Origin of the sequence: Halopseudomonas litoralis, from assembly GCF_900105005.1 — a bacterium.
GTDB lineage: Bacteria > Pseudomonadota > Gammaproteobacteria > Pseudomonadales > Pseudomonadaceae > Halopseudomonas > Halopseudomonas litoralis.
Map to the genome: position 1 here is coordinate 2,148,196 of NZ_LT629748.1, position 22,350 is coordinate 2,170,545.

A 22,350-nucleotide genomic window follows, 5' to 3' on the forward strand; every position below is an offset into this window, starting at 1 on the left:
CGTTCAGTTTCCCGGCAGTCTAGAGTCTGTGGCCGCCATATCGCAAGCTGCGTCGCCGGGGAACCGCGCATCATGCCACACCGGCGCACAGTCCGCGGGCAAGGGCGTCATTTTACCCAGCGCCATCCACGGCGAATCAGGATGATGGAAGTCGCTGCCACAACTGGCCAGAAAACCGAATTCGCTACTCATCCGCGCCAGCACCGCCACCTGTTCCGGCGCCTGCTTGCCATTGGACACCTCAATGCCACGCCCACCGGCCTGGGCAAAGTCACGCAGCAGCCGGCGGATACGGGTGCGAGTAAAGCCGTAATGCCAGGGATGCGCCAGCACCGCAATGCCGCCAGCGGCACGCAGTTGTTCCACCGCTTGCTCCAGTTCCGGCCAGTGCTGTTTGATATCTCCCAGCTTGCCCGCTCCCAACCACTTGCGAAAGGCTTCGGCGCGATCGCGCACATACCCGGCCTGCACCATCCAGTCGGCAAAATGCGGGCGCGCCGGAGGGCTGCCCGGATCACTGCCGGTCGCCTGCTGCACTGCCAGTGCGCCTTCCAACGCACCGGGCATGCGCTTGGCGGCCAGCCGGGTGGCAATCTGCTCGGCACGCTGCCAACGCCCATCGCGCACAGCGGCCAGCGCTTCCAGCAGCGTCGGCGACTGCATATCAAAGCCGTAACCGAGAATATGTATAGTGTGGCCCTGCCATTGCGCGGACAACTCGACGCCACTGACCCAGCGCATGCCATGGGCCACCGCAGCCTGCTGCGCTTCAGCCAGGCCATCGACACAATCGTGGTCGGTCAATGCCACCAGATCGATCCCGGCCGCCGCTGCCCGCGCCATCAGCTCTGCGGGCCCAAGGGCGCCGTCCGAGGCCGTACTGTGCATGTGCAGATCCGCTAACAAGGTGTCTCCCGGGTCATCAACTGAAAGAATTTGGTTATTATGCCGTCTGGGCGCTGACAATGCCTAACCGATGGCATAACTTACTGCATTGTTTACCGCCCAAAGTCATCATTCCCAAGGAACCGACATGTTATACGCCATCATGGCCAGCGATGCCCCCGGTACGCTTGACGCGCGGCTGGCAGCCCGCTCCGAGCACCTTACCCGTCTTCAGCAATTGCAGGATGCAGGCCGCTTGCTGCTGGCAGGGCCACATCCGGCGATCGACTCGAATGATCCCGGCAGCGCCGGGTTTACCGGCAGCCTGGTGGTGGCCGAATTCGCTTCCCTGGAGGACGCGCAAAGCTGGGCTGACAGCGATCCTTATATTGCCGCCGGGGTTTACGATCAGGTTCTGGTGAAACCTTTCAAACGTGTCCTGCCGGCCTGACGAGGAGAGTCCCGAATGTCGATCCGCACTCTGATGCTACCTTTGCTTCTGCTACTGCCACTGGCATCGCAGGCCCAGCAAGCCGACGCCCCGCCTGAACAGGACGCCGCTGTTGTCGAGCTGGATGCCGTGCAGGATGTCGGCACCCTGCAAGCCGAGTTGGCCAAGGTGGAAGCCGAGCGCCAGCGGCTGGCCGATGAACTGGCCAATACCGTCGATCATGCCGAGGTCGAACAACTCAACAGACAGAATCTGGCCCTGCGTGATCGTCTGTCGGCCATGGAACAGGTTGCCGACAATAACCAGGCTGAACAACAGCGCAAGTGGTTCATCATTGGTGGCGCAACCGTCGCCGGCAGTCTGATACTGGGCTGGCTGCTGGCCCAGCTCGGTGGACGTCGCAAACGCAACGAGTGGCTGAATTGAGTCAGACCGTACTGATGATCGACGATGACCAGGAGCTCTGCGAGCTGCTGGGCTCCTGGCTGGCGGCCGAAGGTTTCTCCCTGACCAGCGTGCACGATGGCGCCGCCGGACTCGACGCCGCCCGCGCCGGCAGCTACGAGGCCATCGTGCTGGACATGATGCTGCCCAGCATGAACGGGCTGGAGGTGCTGCGCGCCCTGCGCCAGACCTGCAATACCCCGCTGCTGATGCTCAGCGCGCGCGGCGAACCTGTGGATCGCATTCTCGGCCTCGAGCTGGGTGCGGATGATTATCTGGCCAAACCCTGCGACCCGCGTGAACTGGTAGCCAGACTGCGGGCGCTGCTACGTCGCGCTGCACCCGCACCCGACGACCAGGCCCTGCTACTTGGCGACCTGCGCATGGACACCGGCAGCCTGATGGTCTGGCAGAACGATGAACTCCTGACCCTGACCCAGACCGAGGCGCTGATCCTGCGCGAATTGCTGGAACGTCCCGGCCAGCTGATCGATCGACAGAACCTGTCGCGTCAGGCCCTGGGCAAACCGCTCGGCCCGCATGACCGCAGCCTGGACATGCACATGAGCAATCTGCGACGCAAACTCGGCCCCCATGCCGACGGGCGCCCGCGCATCCAGTCGATCCGCGGACGCGGCTATCTGTACAGCTGAGCGGATTTACATTGCCTTTACCATCCACCAGCCCTGACTGACAACTCGGCAGCTAGACTGGTTACCACTGGCCGGACACTCCGGTCATGTGCAAACCAGGAGATACCCCATGAAAAAGACATTGATTGCAGGTCTGTTCACCTTTACCACCGCTGTATCCTGCGCGGCACTCGCCATGCCCGGCAATGACAAGGACATGGAAAAGTACCACGAGAAGCATTTGGACCGGATTGCCACTGAACTGGAGCTGACCGCCGAGCAGAAAGAACAGATGCGCAGCGTGCACGAAGAGCAGTTCGAGAAAATGAAAGCGCTGCATGAAGAAAAACAAGAGAAGGTTGATGCCATTCTCACCGATGAACAGCGCGAAAAAATGCAGGAAATGCGTGAAGAGAAACGCGAGAAAATGAAGCAGCACATGAAGGATCGCAAAGACCACAAAGGCGACAAACCCGACGACTCTCACTCATCTGACGCCAACTGATACGCATGCGGCTGTTCTGGAAAGTCTTTGCCGTTCTCTGGCTCGCCACTCTGCTGGTTGGCGGCTCGGGATTTCTGATCAGCCGCGCGCTGCAGCAGGACTGGATGCTGCTGCAGTTCCATCCCAAACTGCGTGACTTCAGCGAACAGCTGGTCACAGTATATGAACAGCAGGGCCCGGACGCGGCCCAGCTGTGGCTGGAAGGTCAGCGCAGAGACAACCGTCTGCGTGCACAGCTGTTTGATGCCCAGGGGCAACGCCTGATTGACGGCACCCTGCCCACTCTCCCCCGTTTTGATACACCGGACCAGAGCGGACCGGAGCGCACCCGGCACGGGCGATTGTTCCAGCTGGCCTGGGATTCCGAGCGAGCGCAATATCAGCTGCTGCTGCATGTGCCCTCCACCGAGCTGTTCCGCTGGCAGCACACCCCCTTTGCAATGATCACCAATGTCAGCATCGCCCTGCTCTTGCTGGCACTGGTGAGCCTGCTGCTCAGTCGCTACCTGACCGGCCCGCTGAGAAAGCTCGGCGTCGCCGCTCAGGATCTGGCGCAAGGCCGGTTCGACGATAAGACCCTGGCAGATATAGGCGCACGCCGGGATGAAATCGGCGACCTGTCGCGACGTTTCCGCAGTATGGGCAACCGTGTACAGAGCCTGCTCGACAGTCAGAACCAACTGATGCGCGACATCTCCCATGAGTTGCGCTCTCCGCTGGCGCGACTGCGCATCGGACTGGCGCTGGGCAATAAACAGGGTCTGGAGGTGGATGACCCCCTGTGGCCCAGACTGGACCGCGAATGCAGTCGGCTGGACAGCCTGATCGACGACATCCTCACGCTCAGCCGCCTGGATGCCCAGAGCGTCCCACTGGAAGTGATTGATCTGGACCGGCTGATCAGTGACGCCGTGGAGGATGCGCGCTTCGCCGCCGACCGGCAGCGCCTGAAGATACAGGGCGCGACGGGTCGCACGGTCAACGGCTGGCCGGATCAACTGGCCAGCGCGCTCGACAACCTCTTGCGTAATGCTCTGCGTTTTTCACCCAGCGACGGGCTGATCAGTATCGAGCTGTCAGCCAACGCGCAGGGCAGTGATATTCGCGTGACCGATGAAGGCCCCGGTGTACCTGAGGAGTGGCTCCCGCGACTCGGCGAGCCCTTTGCTCGCGTACCGGGGCAGCCAGCAGACAGCGGCCACGGCCTTGGCCTGGCGATTGCCCGCCGAGCAGTTGCCCGACATGGCGGCACGCTCGACTTCAGCCTGGGCAAATCAGGCGGCCTGAGCGCCCATATCCATCTGCCGCATCAGCTCTCCGGCCAGCGTCGGAAGAAATCGCGGGGTTCCAGTTCCGGCGCCGCCCTGTCGGGGGTCATTGACTGACCGAGATACAGAAAGGCAATGATCTTCTCGTGCGCCTGCAAGCCCAGCCCTTCCCGCACCAGCGGATCATAGGCCAGCTCACCGGTACGCCATACCGCGCCCAGCCCCAGGGCATGGGCCGCGACCAACATGTTGCCGACCGCAACCGCGCAGGACATATCCTGCTCGATTTCCGGAACCTTGGGATGTACTCGCGCACTGCTGATGGCGATGATGATCATCGGTGCCCGCTGCGGCAGGCTGGGCGCGCGCAGTACTTCAGCCGCGTTCGGGTCACCGGTCCTGTTCAGGGCGGAGACAGTGAAGAGCTCGCCCAGCCGTTCCAGTCCCTGACCTTCCAGGACCAGAAAGCGCCATGGCCGCAGGCGAGCGTGGTCCGGCGTGCGCAGCGCGGCCTGGAAGAGCGCCTCCTGCTGCTCGGGGGTCGGGGCCGGCCCGATCAATCGGGGCATGGAAACCCGGTTGTGCAATGCGGTCAGTGCGTCCATTATCATCAGACTCCAGATACATGAGAGTCGGATCATACCAAAGTCGGCCAGCTGACCGGCTCTGCCAGTGGCCGCCGCGATGACCACCCGCAAAAATAAAAAGGAGAGCGTCATGCCCATCACCGAAACATCCAGTCAGACTCGCGAATTCCACTCGTTTGCCGAGTTCTATCCGTTCTACCTCAGCGAGCACAGCAATGACACCAGCCGGCGCCTGCATTACATCGGCAGCAGTCTGGTATTGCTGGTCCTGCTCGTGGCCGTTGTCAGTGGCAACGCCTGGTGGTTGCTGGCCATCCCCCTGGCAGGCTACGGCTTCGCCTGGGTCGGGCATTTTTTCTTCGAGAAGAACCGGCCTGCCACCTTCAAATACCCGCTCTACAGCTTCATGGGTGACTGGGTCATGCTCAAGGATATGCTCACCGGGCGAATCCGCTTCTGACCGGTGGCAGATTGTCGAGCCGCCGACAGTCGCACCGCCAGCTGCGGTGTAGCATCCGGCGTATAACGATAATCACAGGAGATATGCCATGAGCGAGCAACGTGCCACTTTCCGTGCCATGCAGGAAGGCACCGCCGAGGACTGGAGCCTCATAGCCGGTCACTTCCGCCCCTTTGCCAAGCAATTGCCCGACCGCATCCTGACCCACCTGCGCCTGCTCGACGGCGACTTCGGCGGTTTTCCCATCGACCGTCTGCAACACTCCCTGCAGACGGCCACCCGCGCGCACCGCGATGGACGCGACGAAGAGTACGTCATCTGCGCCCTGCTGCACGATATCGGCGATACCCTTGGCAGTTACAACCATCCCGATATCGCCGCCGCCATGCTCAAGCCCTTCGTCTCGGAAGAGAATCTGTGGATGGTGGAAAAACACGGTGTATTCCAGGGCTATTACTTTTTCCATCATCTGGGAATGGACCGGCATCTGCGCGAGCAATTCAAGGACCACCCCTTGTATCAGCGCACCGCCGAGTTCTGCGCGCTGTACGATGCCCCGGCCTTCGACCCCGAGTATGCGACCGAACCCCTGAGCTTTTTCGAGCCCATGTTGAGACGGGTATTTGCCCGCCCGCGCCAGTCCATGTACGCCTGAGCTTTTCAGCGCCTGCCTTGCATACTATGATCGGTCTGGCATACCGGACCGATCAGCTTCACCCCTGATCAGCATCGCCGGACCATCAGGCCAGGGAAAGACTGATCATGACGTTGCAAACCCGCATACAACCAGTACGTCCGCCCTTGGAGGGCTACTACTCCAGAATCATGGCCTATTTCTGTGTCGCCGTGATTTTCGCCGCCATTGCCCATGAGCAGTCATCGCCGTCGCCGTTGAACATCGGCGTGATCATCTATGCACTGCTGTATCCCCATCTGATCCAGTTGCTATCCAAATTCCAACGCAAGACCGGCGCGCGTACGCAACGCCTTGGATTGCTCGGGCTGGACGCGATACATACCGGCATATTCATCACCCTGTGTCAGTTCAGCATGGTTCCCAGTCTGGTCTTCATACTGCTGATCAGCTTTGCCAGCATCATTATTGGCGGGCCGCTGTATCTGTTCGCTGCAGGTTTGCTGACGCTGGCCGGGTGCATGCTCTCGGCAGCCGTTCTCTCCCCCGACCCGCAGTTCGCCAGCAGCCAGCTACTGGCCTTCTGCAGTCTGGTCAGCGGCGGCGCCTTCACCGTGATCATCGCCGCCTTCGTCTATCGCCAGGGGCGACATCTGGAACATGCGCAGCACCTGATCACCGCCGAACAGGAAAAAACCGCAGAGCTGGCCAGCAATCTGGCCAAATACCTGTCACCACAGGTATGGGAGTCGATCTTCTCCGGCAACCAGCGGGTGACCCTGGAAACCCGCCGCAAGAAGCTGACCGTGTTCTTCTCCGACATCCGCGGCTTTACCGAGCTGGCCGAGGAAATGGAAGCCGAAGCCCTCACCGACCTGCTGAATAACTATCTCAACGAGATGTCGCGCATCGCCCTGCAGTACGGCGGCACCATCGACAAATTCATCGGTGACAGCGTCATGGTGTTCTTCGGTGATCCGGTCAGCCGGGGAGCCAAACAGGATGCCGAGGCCGCCGTGTCCATGGCCATTGCCATGCGCAAGCACATGAAGGTCCTGCGCCAGCAGTGGCGCAGCCAGGGCATCACCCGGCCGCTGGAAATCCGCATGGGCCTGAGTACCGGCTATTGCACGGTGGGCAACTTCGGCGCCGACATGCGCATGGATTACACCATCATCGGCCGCGAAGTGAATCTGGCCAGCCGCCTGGAAAGCGCTGCTGAAGCCGGTGAAATCCTGATCCCCCATGAAACCTGGTCGCTGATCAAGGACCTGATCATGTGTCGCGACAAAGGCCGCATCGAGGTCAAGGGCTTCGGTCGGCCGGTACAGATCTATCAGGTGGTGGGATTGCGCCGCGATCTGGGCGCGGCGCCGACCTTTGTTGAACATGAACTGCCGGGCTTCTCCATGTATCTGGACACCAGCGGCATTCGCAATTACGACAAGGAAGATATCGTCCGCTCGCTGGAGCTGGCCGCTCGCAAGCTGCGCGACAAGGTGATCATTTAAGGTGTCGCGGAATTGGCGGGCAGCGGCAACGCCTGCTGTGCCGACTTCTCGGGGGCGGCCACCTCGGCCCAGGTGTACTGTTCGATACTGCCATCCCAGTGCTCGATCAACGCCGTGCAGGATTCCACCCAGTCACCACAGTTGTGATAGCTGATGCCGTCAACCTCGCGGATTTCCGCATGATGGATATGCCCGCATACCACGCCCTGAAAATCACGCTTGTGACACTCATGGGCCAGTGCGCCCTCGAACTCACTGATGAAATTGACGGCCTTCTTCACCCGGTGCTTGAGATAGCCGGACAGTGACCAGTAGCCGTAACCGCAACGGCTGCGCCAGTAGTTGAGCCAGCGGTTCAGCCGCAGGCTGAAGCCATAGGCATGGTCGCCCAGAAAGGCCAACCAGCGGTGGCAACGGGTGATCACATCGAACTGATCACCGTGAATGACCAGCAGTTTTCTGCCGTCAGCGGTTATATGCTCAGCTTCGCCCACCAACAGAATGTTACCGATACTCAGCGTGGCGTAACGGCGCAGAAATTCATCGTGATTGCCGGTGACATAGGTCACCCGCGTGCCGCGCTTGCTCATGGTCAGGATGCGGCGCACCACATTGGTGTGCGACTGCGGCCAGTATATGCTCTTGCGCAGGCGCCAGCCGTCGATGATGTCGCCGACCAGATACAACTGATCGCACTCGTACTCCTTGAGAAAGCTGGCCAGCTTCTCGGCCTGACAATCACGCGTTCCCAGATGCACATCGGAAATCCAGATAGTGCGTACCCGTTGTTTCCCGACCGCCGAAAAGTCCTCTGCCTGGCTCATTCGCTTCTCCCCTCGCAGTAACTGCTGCCAACCTAATCCCACGGCGTGAATACCTGATGACAGTTGTATTACCGCTGGATGACAGACCACCGATCCAAGGAACACTGCCGTTTGCACTTCGGCCTCGTATACAATGTCCGGCCGATCGGTCCTTTCGCTCATACTAGTCAGGCTCTTGCCATGTTCAGATGTGTTCTTCTCCTGCTGCTGGCCCTGCTCACGCCGCTGGCCGCCGCGCAGCCCAGCACCTCCGCCGAGCCACGTACCGGGCTGGTACTGTCCGGCGGTGGCGCCCGGGGTCTGGCCCACATCGGCGTGCTGAAACAGATCGAGGCGATGAACATTCCCATCCATGCAATTGCCGGCACCAGCATGGGTGCGGTCATCGGCGGCCTGTATGCGGCCGGCTACAGCGCGGATGAGCTGGAGAAAATCGCCCTGGAGCTGGACTGGCCAGCGGCGCTGAGCGACGCCCCGCTGCGCGAGGACATCCCCTACCGCCGCAAGCAGGATGATCGGGATTTTCTGGTCAAGCAGCGGCTGTCGTTCAAGGAAGGCAAGCTCAGTTTCCCGCTGGGCATCCTGCAGGGCCAGAATCTCGGCCTGGTACTGGAAAGCCTGCTGGTGCATACCAATGACATCGATGAGTTCGACCGGCTGCCGATTCCATTCCGCGCCGTCGCCACCGATATCGCCACCGGCGATGCGGTGGTGTTCAAGAGCGGACACCTGCCGCAGGCCATCCGCGCCAGCATCGGCTTGCCCGGCTTCTTCGCTCCGGTGATGGTCGATGGCCGCATGCTGGTGGATGGGGTGCTGTCGAAGAACCTGCCAGTGGATGTAGCCCGGGAGATGGGTGTGGACAGAGTCATCGTGGTGGATATCGCCACCCCGCTGAAGCCGGCCAGCGATATGCACAGCATTCTCGACATCATGGATCAGACCACCACCCTGTTGACGCGCAACAATACCCAGGAGCAACTGGCGACTCTGACCGAGCACGACATGCTGCTGCAGCCCGAGCTGGGCGCCATTGCCTTCAGCAGCTTTGCCGAAACCGATCAGGCCATCGCCGCCGGTGAGCAGAGCCTGTTGCAATCCACTGTACTGAACGCCTTTGCACGCCCCGCAAGCCTGCAGCAACCGGGCGGCAACCTGGCGAGCAACCGCCCGCACCGCCAACCGATCATCCATGATATCCGCGTTATCAACAGCGGCAAGGTGGATGACCAGGTAGTGCGCAGCATGGTGCGTCAGCAGCTCGACGAACCCTTGAATACCGACCACCTGGCAAAGGACATGGGCACCATCTACGGCACCGATTATTTCAGTCAGGTCAATTACGAGATTCTGCACGAGGAAGACAGGAATACCCTGCTGATTCGCACCAGCGGGCGGGAGACCGGCACCGACTATCTGCGCCTGGGGTTGAATCTGGTGGATGATTTCGAAGGGGGCAGCCAGTTCACCATCGGCGCCAGCTTCCGCGTCAACGGCGTCAACCCGTTGGGCGCCGAATGGCTCACGCGCCTGCAGCTGGGCGAGCATCAGCAGCTGTACAGCGAGTTCTATCAACCACTGGATTATGGCTCACGCTACTTCATCGCGCCCTTCGTCGATGCTGAAGCGCAGAATGTCGAGGTGATTCTGGATAATGATCCCGTGGCCGATTACCGCCAGCAGCGCTACGGCGCGGGCCTGAATGTCGGCCGGCAGATTGCCAATAACGGGGAGGTTCGTTTCGGCCTGTCGCGTTATTGGGGGGAATCCGAAATCCGCGTGGGTGATCCGGAACAGCCGACGCTGGAGTTCGATGAGGCCTTCTATTCGCTGCAGGTCGATCGCGACACTCTGGATAACGTCAACTTCCCCCGCTCCGGCGATGCTGCGCGCATACTCTGGCGCCAGTCGGAGCCGGATCTGGGGGCAGATGCGCGCTATCAGCAGTTGGAGATCAGAGCCAACAAGGCGTTTGCCAGCGGGCCACACAGTTTTCAACTGGGCGCGTTCATCGGCCGCACCGACAGTGATGTGAGCGTTGCGCAAAGCAGTTTCATCCTCGGCGGTCCCGGCGAGTTCTCCGGTTTCCGGCAGGGCGGCCTTGCCGGGCAGAACTACAACCTGGCACGTCTGGTTTACTACCGGCAGCTGAATCCCGCCAGCACACCGCTGACCATGCCGATCTATCTGGGCGGCACCCTGGAATATGGCCGTGTCTACAACAAGGGCGATGATGCGCTGGATACCGGTTATATGGGTGCCAGCAGTATCATGCTGGGCATGGATACCTTCCTTGGCCCGCTGTTCTTCGGCATCGGCGCCAACCAGGAAGGCGAGCGCGCGCTGTACATGAATCTGGGGCAGACGTTCTGAGTCATCCTTGTGCACGTACTTTCTGTAGGAGGGCTGTCAGGCGGCGGGCACTTTCAGCCATCCCGCCCCGAACTCAGCCACTGATCTCCAGCACCAGCGCCGCGCGGATGCAGTGCAACACGCCCTCTTCCACCGGCTCATCCAGCTCCCTGGCCACGGCGCGCACGCCAGGCAGATCTTCTTCCGCTTCGTTGAGGAAGAGGTCCTGGATACGATCCAACTGCCCCGGTGGCAGATCGATAGCCTGATGCAACTCCAACTGTCCGGTACTGATAGCCTGAGCCAGCTTCTGATAGACCTGCCTGATCGGCAGGCCGGTCTGCTGGGCAATCTGCTGTGCGTCCATACCGGCCTGAGCCAACGCCTGGACCTCATGCGCCTGATGCACCGGCGTCGCTGCTGCTGCGCCACTCTCTTCGAGCATGACCTGCAGGAAATCCGCACCGTAACGCTCCAGCTTGTGTGCGCCGATACCACTGACCAGCGCCATATCCTGCAATGTCGTCGGTCGCTGACGCAGCATGTCGACCAGCGTCGAATCGGCAAATACCACATAGGGCGGCACGCCATGCGCCTCGGCCAGGCGCTTGCGCAGCGCGCGCAGGTTTTCCCACAGCGGCTTGTCGGCATCGGCAATCACCGGCTTGTCGCCGGACCTGCTCGGCAGGCTGGTCGCACGGGACACATCCTTGCGCAGGGCCAGGGACTCCTCACCGCGCAATAACGGACGGCAGCTGTCAGTCAGCCGCAGGCTGCCAAAGCCATCCAGGTCAATTTCGACCAGACCACGGGCGATCAGCTGGCGAAACACCGAGCGCCAGTCCTGCTCGTTCAGTTGCTTGCCTATGCCATAGGTGGACAGATGCTGATGACCGGCTGTACGGATTTTCTCGTTATCGCGGCCCAGCAGGATATCCACCAGATGCCCGACGCCGTAACGCTGGCCACTGCGGTAGACGGTGGACAAGGCCATTCGCGCCGCCTCGCTGCCGTCCCAGGTAGCCACCGGCTCCTGACAGTTGTCACAATTGCCGCACGGCTGATCCAGGGTGTCGCCGAAGTAGCCCAGCAGTGATTGCCGTCGGCAGGTAGTGATTTCACAGAGTGCCAGCATGGCGTCGAGCTTGTGCCGCTCGATGCGCTTGTGCCGCTCGTCGCCATCGGAGTTGGCGAGAAACTGGTTGAGCATCAAAAGATCCTGCAGTCCGTAGGCCATCCAGGCATCCGCGGGCAATCCGTCGCGACCGGCGCGGCCGGTTTCCTGATAGTAGGCCTCGATGCTTTTCGGCAGATCCAGATGCGCGACGAAACGCACGTTGGATTTGTCGATGCCCATGCCGAAGGCAATGGTCGCCACCATGATCAACCCTTCCTCGTTGAGAAAGCGCCGCTGATTGCTGGCCCGCAGCTCGGCGGACAGCCCCGCATGGTAAGGCAGCGCCGGCCAGCCCTGCTCGCTGAGCCACTGCGCGGTATCCTCGACTTTTTTCCGCGACAGGCAGTAGACGATCCCGGCGTTGCCGCGCTGCCCCTTGAGGAACGCCTGCAGCTGCTGACGTGGCCGGTCCTTGGGCACGATGCGATAGAAGATATTCGGTCGATCGAACCCGGAAACGAAACGCGCGGCATTCTCCAGCATGAGCCGCTGGGCAATCTCCTCCCGGGTGCGTTCATCCGCCGTGGCGGTCAGTGCCATGCGCGGTACGCCGGGGAACAGCTCGGCGAGCTGGCCCATCTGCAGGTATTCCGGACGGAAATCATGCCCCCACTGGGAGACACAGTGCGCTTCGTCGATGGCAAACAGAGCAATGTTCAGGCTTTGCAGGAACTGCAGCGTGCGCGGCTTGAGCAGCCGTTCCGGTGCCAGATAGAGAAAGTCCATCTCGCCCCGGCGCAGCCGGTGGGCAATATCGCGCCGGTTCGCCTCGTCCAGCGTGGAATTCAGCGCCGCCGCTCGCAGCCCCAGCTCGTTGAGGGTGGCAACCTGGTCATCCATCAGGGCGATCAGCGGCGACACCACCACGGTGAGCCCATCACGCAACAAACCCGGAATCTGATAGCACAGCGACTTGCCGCCGCCGGTCGGCATCAGCACCAGCGCATCACCACCGCGGGCGACCTGGTCGATGATATCCGCCTGATGCCCGCGAAATTCGCCGTAACCGAATATGTCCCGTAGCCGCTGTAAGGCTTGCTCGCGCATGATTCTCCTTGCATGATTGCATTCGGGCGGCCGATATCGACCTGCAGAAAAAGGCTGATTATATCAGCGCAAGCCGTGGACGCCTTGAAATCCGCTGTGACCCGTGCCACAAAGATCAATGCTTTGGCATAAATCCGGCCAGGTGCGTACAATGCTGACGATTATCCATGATGAGGTGTGCCATGTCCTTCGCCGACCAGCTCGAGCGCTTGCAGCAGTTTCTCGATGCCGATGATCTGCACGATGAAGCTCTCGATTATCTTGCCGGACATGGGTTCCTGACGGCCCTGTCCATCAGCCCTGCCGAGGTTCCGGAGCAGGAGTGGATGTTCGAACTCTTCGCTGAAGATCCGAAATATACCGACGATGCCCAGAAAATCGATATCGAGAACACGCTGCGTGAACTCAAGGCGTTGATCGAGCGCATTCTCGCCAGCGATGAAGAGCTGGAGCCACCGTGCGAACTGACCCTGGGCGACGAGCCGGATCTGTCCGACCTGCGCAGCTGGTGTGTCGGCTTCCTCGAAGGCGTGTTTCTGCGCGAAGAAGACTGGTTCTCCCAGGATGAGGAAACCGTCAGCGAGTTGTTGTTGCCGATCATGGTCGGCTCCGGCCTGTTTGAAGACCAGCCCGAGTTCGCCGATATTGCCAAAGACGAAGAAATGGTCCAGGACATGCTCGACCACATCCCCGACGTACTGACCCAGCTGTACCTGCTGTTCCAGGCCCCGGAAGAAAAGGCCCGTCCTGCCCTGCTCGATCCGCGTCACTGATCCGAGCGCTGCGCAACTGCAGATTGCCGGCCCTTGCCCCTCGGGCAGGACCGGCAATCTTAATTCAGTTATCCCGCTTCACATCACCCGCAAGCGCTGCTTCCCCCGCATCCACCCAACGTTTCAACAGCGGAAGAATATTGTCTGCGGGTTGATACCCATTGGACAGCAAGGCCAGCATGCCGTCACGTTCGGCGAGCAAGGTTGGAAAGCCGCTGATACCCAGATCACCAACCCACGCAAAGTCAGCCTTGATCGCTGAGTGAGCCTCTTCGGCAACAAAGGCCTCATTGAATGTCTTCCGGTTGTACCCTGCCTGCTCGGCCAGATCGAGCAATGTCGAACTGTGGGTGACATCTGCCGCCTGAGCGTAGAAGGCATACTGTATGGCCTTGACCAGTAACCACACCCGCTCGGCATTCAACTGCCGGGCCACCACAATTGCGCGGCAGGCCGGCTCGGTGTTGTAGATGAAGTTGGCGGGCAGTGCCTGCGGCGTCAACAGCGGTTGGTTACTGGTTTGCTGTACCCTCTGCCAATGCTCTGCCAGTACACGGCGCGCGGCGTCCGGCATCGGATCGGTCACGCCAGGGCGCAGACCACCGGCAACCAGATGCAGCGGCAATTGCGGGAAACTCTGTTGAATGGCGTCGATGACCGGAGCAAATCCCCAGCACCATGAACACATCGGGTCCATCACATAGATCAGGCGCTGGGACATGGAAGGCCTTTCTCGGTTGACTTATTTCGCGTTGGGCGTTGCCAGTTCCTGCGGCAAACCTATCGGGTGCGGTTGATTACGCAACTTGGCCAACTGCACCTGACGCTGGCGCTCTTCGGCGCGGCGGCGGGTTTTTTCCGGCAGGCTGGCGTAACAATGCGGACAGCTGATGCCTTCTGCATATTCCGGTGACGCCATATCCTCGGCAGACACCGGATGACGGCAGGCGTGACACTGGTCGAAGGAGCCCGGTGCGAGGTCGTGCCGCACGGTTACCCGGTTATCGAACACGAAGCACTCACCATCCCACTTGCTCTGCTCGGCCGGCACTTCCTCAAAGTATTTCAGAATACCGCCCTTGAGATGATAGACCTCGTCAAAACCTTCCTTGAGCATGAAGCTGGAGGCCTTTTCACAACGAATGCCGCCGGTGCAGAACATGGCGACCTTCTTGTGCTTCTGTGGATCGAATTGCTCACGCACGTAGTCGGGAAACTCGCGGAAGGATTTGGTCTGTGGGTCGATCGCGCCCTCGAAGGTGCCGATCGAGACTTCGTAATCGTTGCGCGTGTCGATCAGCAGTACTTCCGGGTCGCTGATCAGATCATTCCAGTCCTGCGGTTCGACGTAGGTGCCCACCTTCTCGTTGGGGCTGATGCCGGGTACGCCGATGGTGACGATTTCCTTCTTCAGCTTGACCTTGGTGCGGTAGAAGGGCATCTCGTCACAGCGCGATTCCTTCCAGTCCAGATCGCTCAGCCGCGGGTCGCTGCGCAGCCATTCGAGCAGCGCTGTAGTGCCGGCGCGAGACCCGGCGACCGTGCCGTTGATACCTTCCAGCGCCAGCAACAACGTGCCTCTGACGCCATGTTCCATCATGGTGTCATGCAGCGGCTGACGCAGGGCTTCAAAATCTTCCAGGGTGACGAACTTGTACAGTGCCACCACGACAATATTGGACATGCAGTTTCTCTTTTCGGTAATCGCCCACGTAAAGGGCGCACTTTGGGGAGCGCGAGTTTAACAAAGATGACAGGGCGCAGGCATGCAGATTATCGGCATGCCCGGCTCAATTTCATTGATCGGCCTTGCTGCCACCCATGCAATCGGGTGAGGCTGGCGCCAGACCGCTGGCCTGCCATTCGGCAGACGTATAGGTGTGCAGAGCCAGGGCGTGGATCCGCTGCATCAGATCGCCCAGCGTGCGATAGACCGCCTGATGGCGCTTGACTGCATTCAGGCCCTGGAATTCGTCGCTGACAATGACCAGCTTGAAATGCGATTCAGAGCCCGGCGGCACATTGTGCATATGGCTTTCGTTGAGCAGTTCCAGATGGGTTGGGGCCAGGCCTTGCAGTGCCTGTTCCAGCGCTGCCTGAGTGGTGGTCATGGTTGTGTCTCCTTGTTTGATGGGCCTATTGTATCTGGCTCGACGGGTTTTGAGTGACGGTAGCTATGGCGTAGCGCAGGGCGCGCGCCACCCCCCGAAAAGCCGCTCAACGCGACCCCGTCTGACGCTCCTCGACCTCGGCCGTCATTTGCTCCAGCAACTGTTCCAGTTTCGGCGAGATATGCTGTTCGACACGCTCCTGGGTGATCGCCATGGAAGCATGGGTCAGCTGCGGCAGATGCTGCATCAGTTTGCTGCCCGCTGGCGAGCTGTAGAACGCGGCCAGTTGCTCGAATTCCGCTTCATTGAATATCGGCAGATACAGATCCGCCAGCTCGCCGCGCATGGCCTCCCAGCTCAGCTGTGCATCCAGCAATGCCCGCGCCTGCTGCTGATAGCTGCGCAGAACCGCCTCATGCTGCATCGAGCCACCCATCTGCGTGAAGCGAGCCGTCAGCAATTGTTCGACCTGCGAATAGATGGGCGCGGTCATGCCTTCGGCATTGGCCAGCTTGAGAAAACGCTCGGCACTGGCTCGGTGCGAGCCCTCGTCGGCATGGACCAGTTGCGAGATGAAAAGACAACAAATGACAAGGCCCGATAGTAAGCGCATGGACGGGGCGACTCCGATGGTTGAACGGGCACCTATACTGGCAGGTCAGATAACTATTCTCCACACTACAGGAGCGATCATGAGCACACGTATCGAATCGGACAGCATGGGCAACATCGAGGTGGCAGAAGATCGTTATTGGGGTGCCCAGACCCAACGCTCGCTGCAGAATTTTGCTATCGGTGAGGAGCGCATCCCCCTCGCGGTGGTGCACGCTCTGGCGCTGATCAAGAAAGCCGCAGCACACAGCAATCGGCAGCTGGGCAATCTGGAGCAGTCAGTGGCCGATCTGATCGGCCGGGCCGCCGACGAAGTGATTGCCGGCCAGCTCGACGAGCATTTCCCGCTGTCCGTATGGCAGACCGGCAGCGGTACCCAGAGCAACATGAATATCAACGAGGTGATCGCCAACCGTGCCAATGAACTGGCCGGCAAGCCACGCGGGAGCAAGGAGCCGGTGCACCCGAACGACCATGTCAATCGCTCGCAGAGCTCCAACGACACCTTTCCCAGCGCCATGCATGTGGCTGCCGCGACTCAGGTTCGCCAGCAACTGTTACCGGCTGTACAGGCCCTGCGCGACAGCCTGGATGAACAGGCCCGCCGTCACGCCGATCTGATCAAGATTGGCCGCACCCATCTGATGGACGCCACTCCGGTGACTTTCGGCCAGGAACTGTCTGCTTTCGTTGCCCAGCTGGATATGGGCATCAATGCCGTGGAACAGGCACTGCCCGCCATATTGGCCCTGGCGCAGGGCGGCACCGCAGTCGGCACCGGCTTGAATACGCCGCCACGCTTTGCCGAGGTGCTGGCAGCAGAGGTGGCCAATCTCAGTGACCTCCCCTTCACCAGTGCTGCCAACAAATTCGCCGCCCTGAGCGGTCATGAACCCTTGGTGCAGCTGCATGGCGCCTGCAAACAGCTGGCCGTCACGCTGATGAAACTGGCCAATGATCTGCGCCTGCTGGGCAGCGGCCCGCGCGCCGGCTTCGCCGAAGTGCGCCTGCCGGCCAATGAGCCGGGCAGCTCGATCATGCCCGGCAAGGTCAACCCGACCCAGTGCGAGGCACTGTCGATGATCGCCTGTCAGGTACTGGGCAATGATGTGACTCTGGGCATGGCTGCCAGTTATGGCCAGCTGCAACTGAATGTGTTCAAACCGGTGATCATCCACACTCTGTTGCAGTCAGTACGTCTGCTGACCGACGGTTGCGACAGCTTCCGCAGCCACTGCGTGGACGGCATGCAACCGGACGCCCAGCGCATGCGCGAACACTTGGACAACAGTCTGATGCTGGTCACCGCGTTGAATCCGGTCATCGGTTATGACAAGGCCGCGGATATTGCCAAGAAAGCCTACGCAGAAGGTACCTCGCTGCGCCAGGCGGCGCTGGCACTGGGTTACCTTGATGAGCAGGCGTTCGATCAGGCGGTACGGCCAGAGGGCATGCTCGGCAATTCGGTGCTCAGCCCCTAAGGCGCTCTCGTTATTCCAGCGGCGGATTGACGGTCAGCCGCCGCAGGCGGCGATTCTTCAATTGCTGCAGGACACTGGGTGCCAAGGCAATCAATGCCGAGCCCGAGACCACCAGCAGCGCGCCGAGGTAAGCGAGACTGTTCAGCAACTCGGGTTTGATGAATGCCGGCCACAGCATCGAACCCAGCGCAACCATGGCAAAGGTGAACAGTGGGGTGGCTGCGACGGTGGCACTGACCCGGGAGGCTTCCCAGTGCACCAACGCCTCGGCAAACGCGCCATAGGCGACCAGCGTGTTCAGGCAACAGCTCAGCAACAGCCAGCGCTGCAGCACACTCAATTGCAGAACTTGCACGGGCGTGGCCAATGGCGTCAGCAGCACGGCGCACGACAGATAGATCACCATCATGATAGTGACCGACGACCAGATGGTCAGCAGCTGCTTCTGCGCCAGACCATACAGGGCCCAGGCAAAGGCCGCAGCCAGGGTAATCAGAATACCCATGGTGTAGTCGCTCAGCTGGGTGAACAGCTCCACCAAGCGTTGGTTGAAGAACAGTCCGAAGCCGAGTATCAGAACCGCCAGCCCGAGCAACTGGCCAATACCGAAGCGCTCCTTGAACACCAGCATGCTGCCCAGCATCAGCATGATCGGCGCTATCTGAATCATCAGTTGCATGGTGCCGGGCGTCAGTCTGTCCAGCGCCAGCACATAGAGCACGTAGTTGAACGCCAGGCCGAGCACCGAGACCACCACCAGCCAACGGTTACGCGGGGACAACGCCCTTATCGAAGGCAGGCGCCGGCGCAACGCCAGCCACAGGAGCAGCACCAGCCCGGATGACAGCATGCGGTACCAGGACACAGTGAAGGCATCCATGCCATTCAATACTTCCTTGAGCATGATCGGCAATACACCCCACAGGGTAGTTGTCGTCAATGCCAACAGAAATCCGTACAACCAGCGACCGGATGCCACGTGCATGAGTGTTCTCGAAAAGAGTAAGCGGAAGGAAGGGGCATTGTAGAACGCGGCGTGAATGCTGAACAGCGGCGCGATGGGAACTTACCGGCTGGACTCACAGAAACTAGCGGCAAGTTACATGTAGCCAATTCGTCTAACAGTGCGTCTCAGCTGATCTAACATGGGGCAAGGACGTTGAAATCCTTTCTCAGATCATTGCGGCCCACCCGGTCGCACACATACACTGTTTGGGCGTCTTACCCGACGCGAACAGCGGGGTTGCCTACAAGGAAGCCTGCGCACACAAAAATAAAAGGTGTTGCCATGAAATTTGATCTCAAGGGCAAATTGCCCAGCGTTGCTCTGGTTTTTCTCGCCACTTGGCTATTGCTGATTCTGCCCAATATGGGGTGATGGCTGTTTCACGATACAATCCGCGGCTTCAGTTTGTGCCGGAGCTATTGTGAAATCCTCACCACCCTTTGCAGAATTGAGCTGGTCCGATGATGGCCAGCCTTTTTCCACCCATTTCGGCGATGTGTATTTCTCTCGCGAATCGGGCCTGGAAGAAACCCGCCATGTGTTTCTGCACCATAACGACCTCCCCCAGCGTTGGTCCGCTCTTTCCGGGAACGCCCGTTTCTGCATAGGTGAAACCGGTTTCGGCACCGGGCTGAACTTTCTCTGTGCCTGGCAATTGTGGGACGAGCTGGCACCTGCCGGCGCGCACCTGCATTTTGTCAGCAGCGAAAAACACCCCTTGGCCACAGGCGATATGCAACGTGCCCTTGCATTGTGGCCCGAGCTTCAGCCGTGGGCTGAGCAACTGTTGGCCCAATATGGCGATCTGGCACCGGGCTGGCAGCAGTTCTCCCTGGCGGGTGGGCGCGTCACTCTGACCCTGCTGATCGGCGATCTGCTGGACACCCTGCCGCAGCTGGATGCCAGTGTCGACGCCTGGTTCCTCGACGGCTTCGCTCCGTCCAAAAACCCCGACATGTGGCAAGCTGCGCTCTACCAGCAGATGGCTCGCCTGTCCCGCTCGGATGCCACGGTAGCGACCTTTACCAGCGTCGGTGAAGTACGCCGCGGATTGCAGGCCGCCGGTTTCACCATGAGCAAGGTCAAGGGTTTTGGTCGCAAGCGGGAGATGCTGGCCGGACGGATGAATGCTTTACCGGACAGGGAATGGACTGCGCCCTGGTACCAGCGCCCCGCCGCGCCGCCCAGCAACGAGCGTACGGCGCTGGTCGTTGGCTCCGGGCTGGCCGGCTGCAGCACCGCCTTCGCGCTGGCGCGACGCGGCTGGCAGGTGACCGTGATAGAGCGTCACCCTACCCCGGCAGCGGAGGCATCCGGCAACGCTCAGGGCATTCTCTATTGCAAGCTGTCCCCACATCAGACGCTGCTGTCACGCTTCGTGCAAACCAGCTATGCCTACTGTCTGCGTCTGTTGCATGAAACCCTGGTTCAGTCCGAGAGCACCTGGACCGCCTGCGGCGTCCTGCAGCTGAGCGCCGACCAGAAGGAACGCCAACGGCAACAGGCGCTGGCCGAGCAAGCCTACCCGCACAGCTTCCTGCATAGCGTCGACGCCGAGCAGGCCAGTGCGATTGCCGGGCTGACAGTGCAACGGCCAGGGCTGTTCTTCCCTTCAGCAGGCTGGGTCAACCCGCCGAGCCTGTGCCAGGCTCTGCTGCAACACCCGAATATCCGCCTGCAGACCAACCGCGAAGCCCTGCAGCTGGAGCAGCGGGACGATCAATGGCACGCCCTGGATGGTCAGGGGCGCTCCATCGCACATGCTGCTATCGCCGTCATCTGCAGCGCGGCGGACAGTCTGCGTTTCAGTCAGAGCAGCCATCTGCCGCTCAAGTCCATTCGCGGACAGATCACCCATTTGCCGGCCACTACACAAAGCCACCAGCTGCAGACGGTCCTCTGCGCCGAAGGCTATATCTCGCCCGCCCGCCATGGCGAGCATCATCTGGGGGCGAGTTTTCGTTTTGATCGGCTCGACAGCCAGCCCAGCGCAGAGGAGAACGTCGAGAATCTTAAGTTGCTGAACAAGCTCTCGCCGGCGCTGGCCGATGCCCTCCAGCCGAACACACATGACCCGGCTACGCTGACTGCCCGCGCCTCTCTGCGCTGCACCTCGCCGGATTACCTGCCGCTGATCGGCCCGCTGAACGATGCGCAGGCCTTTGCTGAAGACTATGCAGTGCTGGGCAAAGATGCTTCGAAGAAACCGCAGGTTCCGACGGCCTGGTATCCGGGGCTGTATATCAACGCCGCCCATGGATCGCGCGGTCTGGTCAGTTGCCCGCTGAGTGGAGAGTTGATCGCCGCCTGGATCGATAACGAGCCCTTGCCGCTGCCGCGCGATGTCGCCGAAGCGGTCCACCCCAGCCGCTTCCTGCTACGCCAATTGATTCGCGGACAGTGATATACCGCCGCTCAGAACCACAACATGCGGATACCATCGAACAGCAGCTTGCAACCGGTGAAAAACAGGAAGATATAGCACAGCCGGTAGATCAGCTCCTGATTGCTGCGTTGCAGCAACCAGAACCCCATACGGATGCCGATGGGCGCCAGCGGCAGCAAAACCAGGGCGGTCAGCAGCTTGCCGCTATCGAACTGCCCAAGCTGGATGTACGCCGGCACCTTGGCCAGGTTGACCACGGCAAAGAACACCGCGATGGTGCCCATCAATAGGGTCTTTTCCATCTTCTGCGGTAACAGATAGATATTGATGGGCGGCCCGCCGGCATGGATGCCGAAGCTGGTGAAACCGGCCACCGCACCCCAGAAACCGCCGCGCAAAGTGCTGACCCCGCGTGCCGGCGGCTCCCTTTTGCGCAACCAGATATTCAAGGTGAACACCACCGCAATCACCCCGACCATCAGGCGGATATGCCCATCACTCATCCAGCGGAAACTCCACCAGGCCAGCAGCGTCCCCAATAGCGCAGCCGGAATGATGATGCGCAGGTTGGGCAAGCTCCAGCGGCCACGGAAGGTGCGCAGCGCGACCAGATCCATGGTGCAGAGGATCGGCAGCAGAATGGCAGCCGCCTCCTGTGGTGGCATGACCAGTGACATCAGCGGCACCGAGAGGATGGCAATATTGCCACCAAAGCCGCCCTTGGCGATGCCATACAGCAACACCGCAGGAATCGCACAAAGATAGAACAGAGGGTCAGTAATCATCGGAACCGTGGCGAATCAGCAAAGCCGGCAGTGTATCATTGAGGACCATCAGACAGTCATCCGGGAAGTAGACACCATGCTGATACCCCATACCTTGCTCGACCCCGAGATCCTTCAGCGCATGCTGGAAGACTTCGTCACCCGCGACGGCACCGATAATGGCTATGACGACACCCTGACGCAGCGCGTCGAGCGGCTGCGACGGCTGATCGAACGCGGTGAAGTGCTGATCGTATTCCATCCCGAGACAGGTGATACCAGTCTGGCGCATCGCCCGGACGTACCGCCAGAGCTGTTGCGTGAGGCGGCTGCCGATCAGGGTTGACAGCCCGGCGCCTGCTTCAGGGTGACGCAGCAACGCCAAGGCGCTTGGAGGATGCCGAGCGAAGGTCTAAGATAGAGGTCTTTATACCCTTGCG

Annotated in this window: 23 protein-coding genes; 13 read left to right on the forward strand and 10 right to left on the reverse strand. The window is 60.6% G+C overall.

What is annotated here, in order from left to right; translation table 11 throughout:
• Positions 1-3: 3 nt before the first annotated feature.
• Positions 4-906, reverse strand: a complete 903-nt coding sequence (locus BLU11_RS10445) for a PHP domain-containing protein (protein WP_090273285.1) — start codon at positions 904-906, stop codon at positions 4-6.
• Between the two features lie 127 nt (positions 907-1,033).
• Here BLU11_RS10445 and BLU11_RS10450 point away from each other — a divergent pair, with 127 nt between their 5' ends.
• From BLU11_RS10450 to BLU11_RS10470, 5 genes are all read left to right on the forward strand, one after another.
• Positions 1,034-1,336 carry a YciI family protein gene (locus tag BLU11_RS10450; protein WP_090273286.1) on the forward strand — a complete coding sequence of 101 codons (303 nt, stop codon included), beginning with the start codon at positions 1,034-1,036 and terminating at the stop codon, positions 1,334-1,336.
• Between the two features lie 15 nt (positions 1,337-1,351).
• Positions 1,352-1,762, forward strand: coding sequence for a hypothetical protein (locus BLU11_RS10455; protein WP_090273287.1), 411 nt, complete (start codon positions 1,352-1,354; stop codon positions 1,760-1,762).
• Positions 1,763-1,776: 14 nt separating this feature from the next.
• Positions 1,777-2,433 (forward strand): response regulator transcription factor, encoded by a 657-nt coding sequence (locus BLU11_RS10460; RefSeq protein ID WP_090276407.1) that lies wholly within the window; start codon positions 1,777-1,779, stop codon positions 2,431-2,433.
• A gap of 109 nt (positions 2,434-2,542) precedes the next feature.
• Positions 2,543-2,917, forward strand: a complete 375-nt coding sequence (locus BLU11_RS10465) for a hypothetical protein (protein ID WP_090273288.1) — start codon at positions 2,543-2,545, stop codon at positions 2,915-2,917.
• A gap of 5 nt (positions 2,918-2,922) precedes the next feature.
• Positions 2,923-4,302, forward strand: coding sequence for a sensor histidine kinase (locus BLU11_RS10470; RefSeq protein ID WP_090273289.1), 1,380 nt, complete (start codon positions 2,923-2,925; stop codon positions 4,300-4,302).
• Here BLU11_RS10470 and BLU11_RS10475 read toward each other — a convergent pair.
• On the reverse strand, positions 4,227-4,790 hold the full coding sequence (locus BLU11_RS10475; RefSeq protein WP_090276409.1) for a nitroreductase family protein: 564 nt from the start codon (positions 4,788-4,790) through the stop codon (positions 4,227-4,229). The two genes, BLU11_RS10470 and BLU11_RS10475, sit on opposite strands and share 76 nt — an antisense overlap.
• Before the next feature lie 112 nt (positions 4,791-4,902).
• On the opposite strand from BLU11_RS10475, the gene BLU11_RS10480 reads away from it, so the two are divergent.
• The 3 genes from BLU11_RS10480 to BLU11_RS10490 all read left to right on the forward strand — a co-directional run bounded on the left by BLU11_RS10480 (position 4,903) and on the right by BLU11_RS10490 (position 7,377).
• Complete coding sequence (locus tag BLU11_RS10480) at positions 4,903-5,232, forward strand: DUF962 domain-containing protein (protein ID WP_090273290.1); 330 nt, start codon at positions 4,903-4,905, stop codon at positions 5,230-5,232.
• An 88-nt stretch (positions 5,233-5,320) separates the two neighbouring features.
• Positions 5,321-5,887, forward strand: a complete 567-nt coding sequence (locus BLU11_RS10485) for an HD domain-containing protein (protein WP_090273291.1) — start codon at positions 5,321-5,323, stop codon at positions 5,885-5,887.
• Between the two features lie 107 nt (positions 5,888-5,994).
• Positions 5,995-7,377: an adenylate/guanylate cyclase domain-containing protein gene (locus tag BLU11_RS10490; RefSeq protein WP_090273292.1), complete on the forward strand. Its 1,383-nt coding sequence runs from the start codon at positions 5,995-5,997 to the stop codon at positions 7,375-7,377.
• On the opposite strand, the gene BLU11_RS10495 is transcribed toward BLU11_RS10490, so the two are convergent.
• On the reverse strand, positions 7,374-8,201 hold the full coding sequence (locus BLU11_RS10495; RefSeq protein ID WP_090273293.1) for a UDP-2,3-diacylglucosamine diphosphatase: 828 nt from the start codon (positions 8,199-8,201) through the stop codon (positions 7,374-7,376). The two genes, BLU11_RS10490 and BLU11_RS10495, sit on opposite strands and share 4 nt — an antisense overlap.
• A gap of 180 nt (positions 8,202-8,381) precedes the next feature.
• Here BLU11_RS10495 and BLU11_RS10500 point away from each other — a divergent pair, with 180 nt between their 5' ends.
• Complete coding sequence (locus tag BLU11_RS10500; RefSeq protein WP_090273294.1) at positions 8,382-10,574, forward strand: patatin-like phospholipase family protein; 2,193 nt, start codon at positions 8,382-8,384, stop codon at positions 10,572-10,574.
• Positions 10,575-10,647: 73 nt separating this feature from the next.
• Here the strand turns inward: BLU11_RS10500 and recQ are convergent, their stop codons facing one another.
• Positions 10,648-12,777, reverse strand: a complete 2,130-nt coding sequence (gene recQ / locus BLU11_RS10505) for a DNA helicase RecQ (RefSeq protein ID WP_090273295.1) — start codon at positions 12,775-12,777, stop codon at positions 10,648-10,650.
• Positions 12,778-12,959: 182 nt separating this feature from the next.
• Between recQ and BLU11_RS10510 the strand changes: the two genes are divergently transcribed.
• Positions 12,960-13,550, forward strand: a complete 591-nt coding sequence (locus BLU11_RS10510) for a UPF0149 family protein (RefSeq protein WP_090273296.1) — start codon at positions 12,960-12,962, stop codon at positions 13,548-13,550.
• Positions 13,551-13,614: 64 nt separating this feature from the next.
• Here the strand turns inward: BLU11_RS10510 and BLU11_RS10515 are convergent, their stop codons facing one another.
• The 4 genes from BLU11_RS10515 to BLU11_RS10530 form a co-directional block, all read right to left on the reverse strand.
• Positions 13,615-14,271, reverse strand: coding sequence for a DsbA family protein (locus tag BLU11_RS10515; protein WP_090273297.1), 657 nt, complete (start codon positions 14,269-14,271; stop codon positions 13,615-13,617).
• A 21-nt stretch (positions 14,272-14,292) separates the two neighbouring features.
• Positions 14,293-15,234 (reverse strand): oxygen-dependent tRNA uridine(34) hydroxylase TrhO, encoded by a 942-nt coding sequence (gene trhO / locus BLU11_RS10520; RefSeq protein WP_090273298.1) that lies wholly within the window; start codon positions 15,232-15,234, stop codon positions 14,293-14,295.
• Positions 15,235-15,346: 112 nt separating this feature from the next.
• Positions 15,347-15,661, reverse strand: a complete 315-nt coding sequence (locus BLU11_RS10525; RefSeq protein WP_090273299.1) for a BolA family protein — start codon at positions 15,659-15,661, stop codon at positions 15,347-15,349.
• Between the two features lie 106 nt (positions 15,662-15,767).
• The gene (locus BLU11_RS10530; RefSeq protein WP_090273300.1) at positions 15,768-16,274 is read right to left on the reverse strand and encodes a DUF2059 domain-containing protein; all 507 of its coding nucleotides are present in this window, start codon (positions 16,272-16,274) and stop codon (positions 15,768-15,770) included.
• A 79-nt stretch (positions 16,275-16,353) separates the two neighbouring features.
• On the opposite strand from BLU11_RS10530, the gene fumC reads away from it, so the two are divergent.
• Positions 16,354-17,754, forward strand: a complete 1,401-nt coding sequence (gene fumC, locus BLU11_RS10535) for a class II fumarate hydratase (RefSeq protein WP_090273301.1) — start codon at positions 16,354-16,356, stop codon at positions 17,752-17,754.
• Positions 17,755-17,764: 10 nt separating this feature from the next.
• On the opposite strand, the gene BLU11_RS10540 is transcribed toward fumC, so the two are convergent.
• Positions 17,765-18,739: a DMT family transporter gene (locus BLU11_RS10540; protein WP_090273302.1), complete on the reverse strand. Its 975-nt coding sequence runs from the start codon at positions 18,737-18,739 to the stop codon at positions 17,765-17,767.
• A gap of 442 nt (positions 18,740-19,181) precedes the next feature.
• Here BLU11_RS10540 and mnmC point away from each other — a divergent pair, with 442 nt between their 5' ends.
• Positions 19,182-21,164 (forward strand): bifunctional tRNA (5-methylaminomethyl-2-thiouridine)(34)-methyltransferase MnmD/FAD-dependent 5-carboxymethylaminomethyl-2-thiouridine(34) oxidoreductase MnmC, encoded by a 1,983-nt coding sequence (gene mnmC, locus BLU11_RS10545; RefSeq protein WP_090273303.1) that lies wholly within the window; start codon positions 19,182-19,184, stop codon positions 21,162-21,164.
• 11 nt (positions 21,165-21,175) lie between these two features.
• On the opposite strand, the gene BLU11_RS10550 is transcribed toward mnmC, so the two are convergent.
• Complete coding sequence (locus BLU11_RS10550; RefSeq protein WP_090273304.1) at positions 21,176-21,931, reverse strand: sulfite exporter TauE/SafE family protein; 756 nt, start codon at positions 21,929-21,931, stop codon at positions 21,176-21,178.
• A 76-nt stretch (positions 21,932-22,007) separates the two neighbouring features.
• On the opposite strand from BLU11_RS10550, the gene BLU11_RS10555 reads away from it, so the two are divergent.
• Complete coding sequence (locus BLU11_RS10555) at positions 22,008-22,256, forward strand: YheU family protein (protein ID WP_090273305.1); 249 nt, start codon at positions 22,008-22,010, stop codon at positions 22,254-22,256.
• Positions 22,257-22,350: the final 94 nt, after the last annotated feature.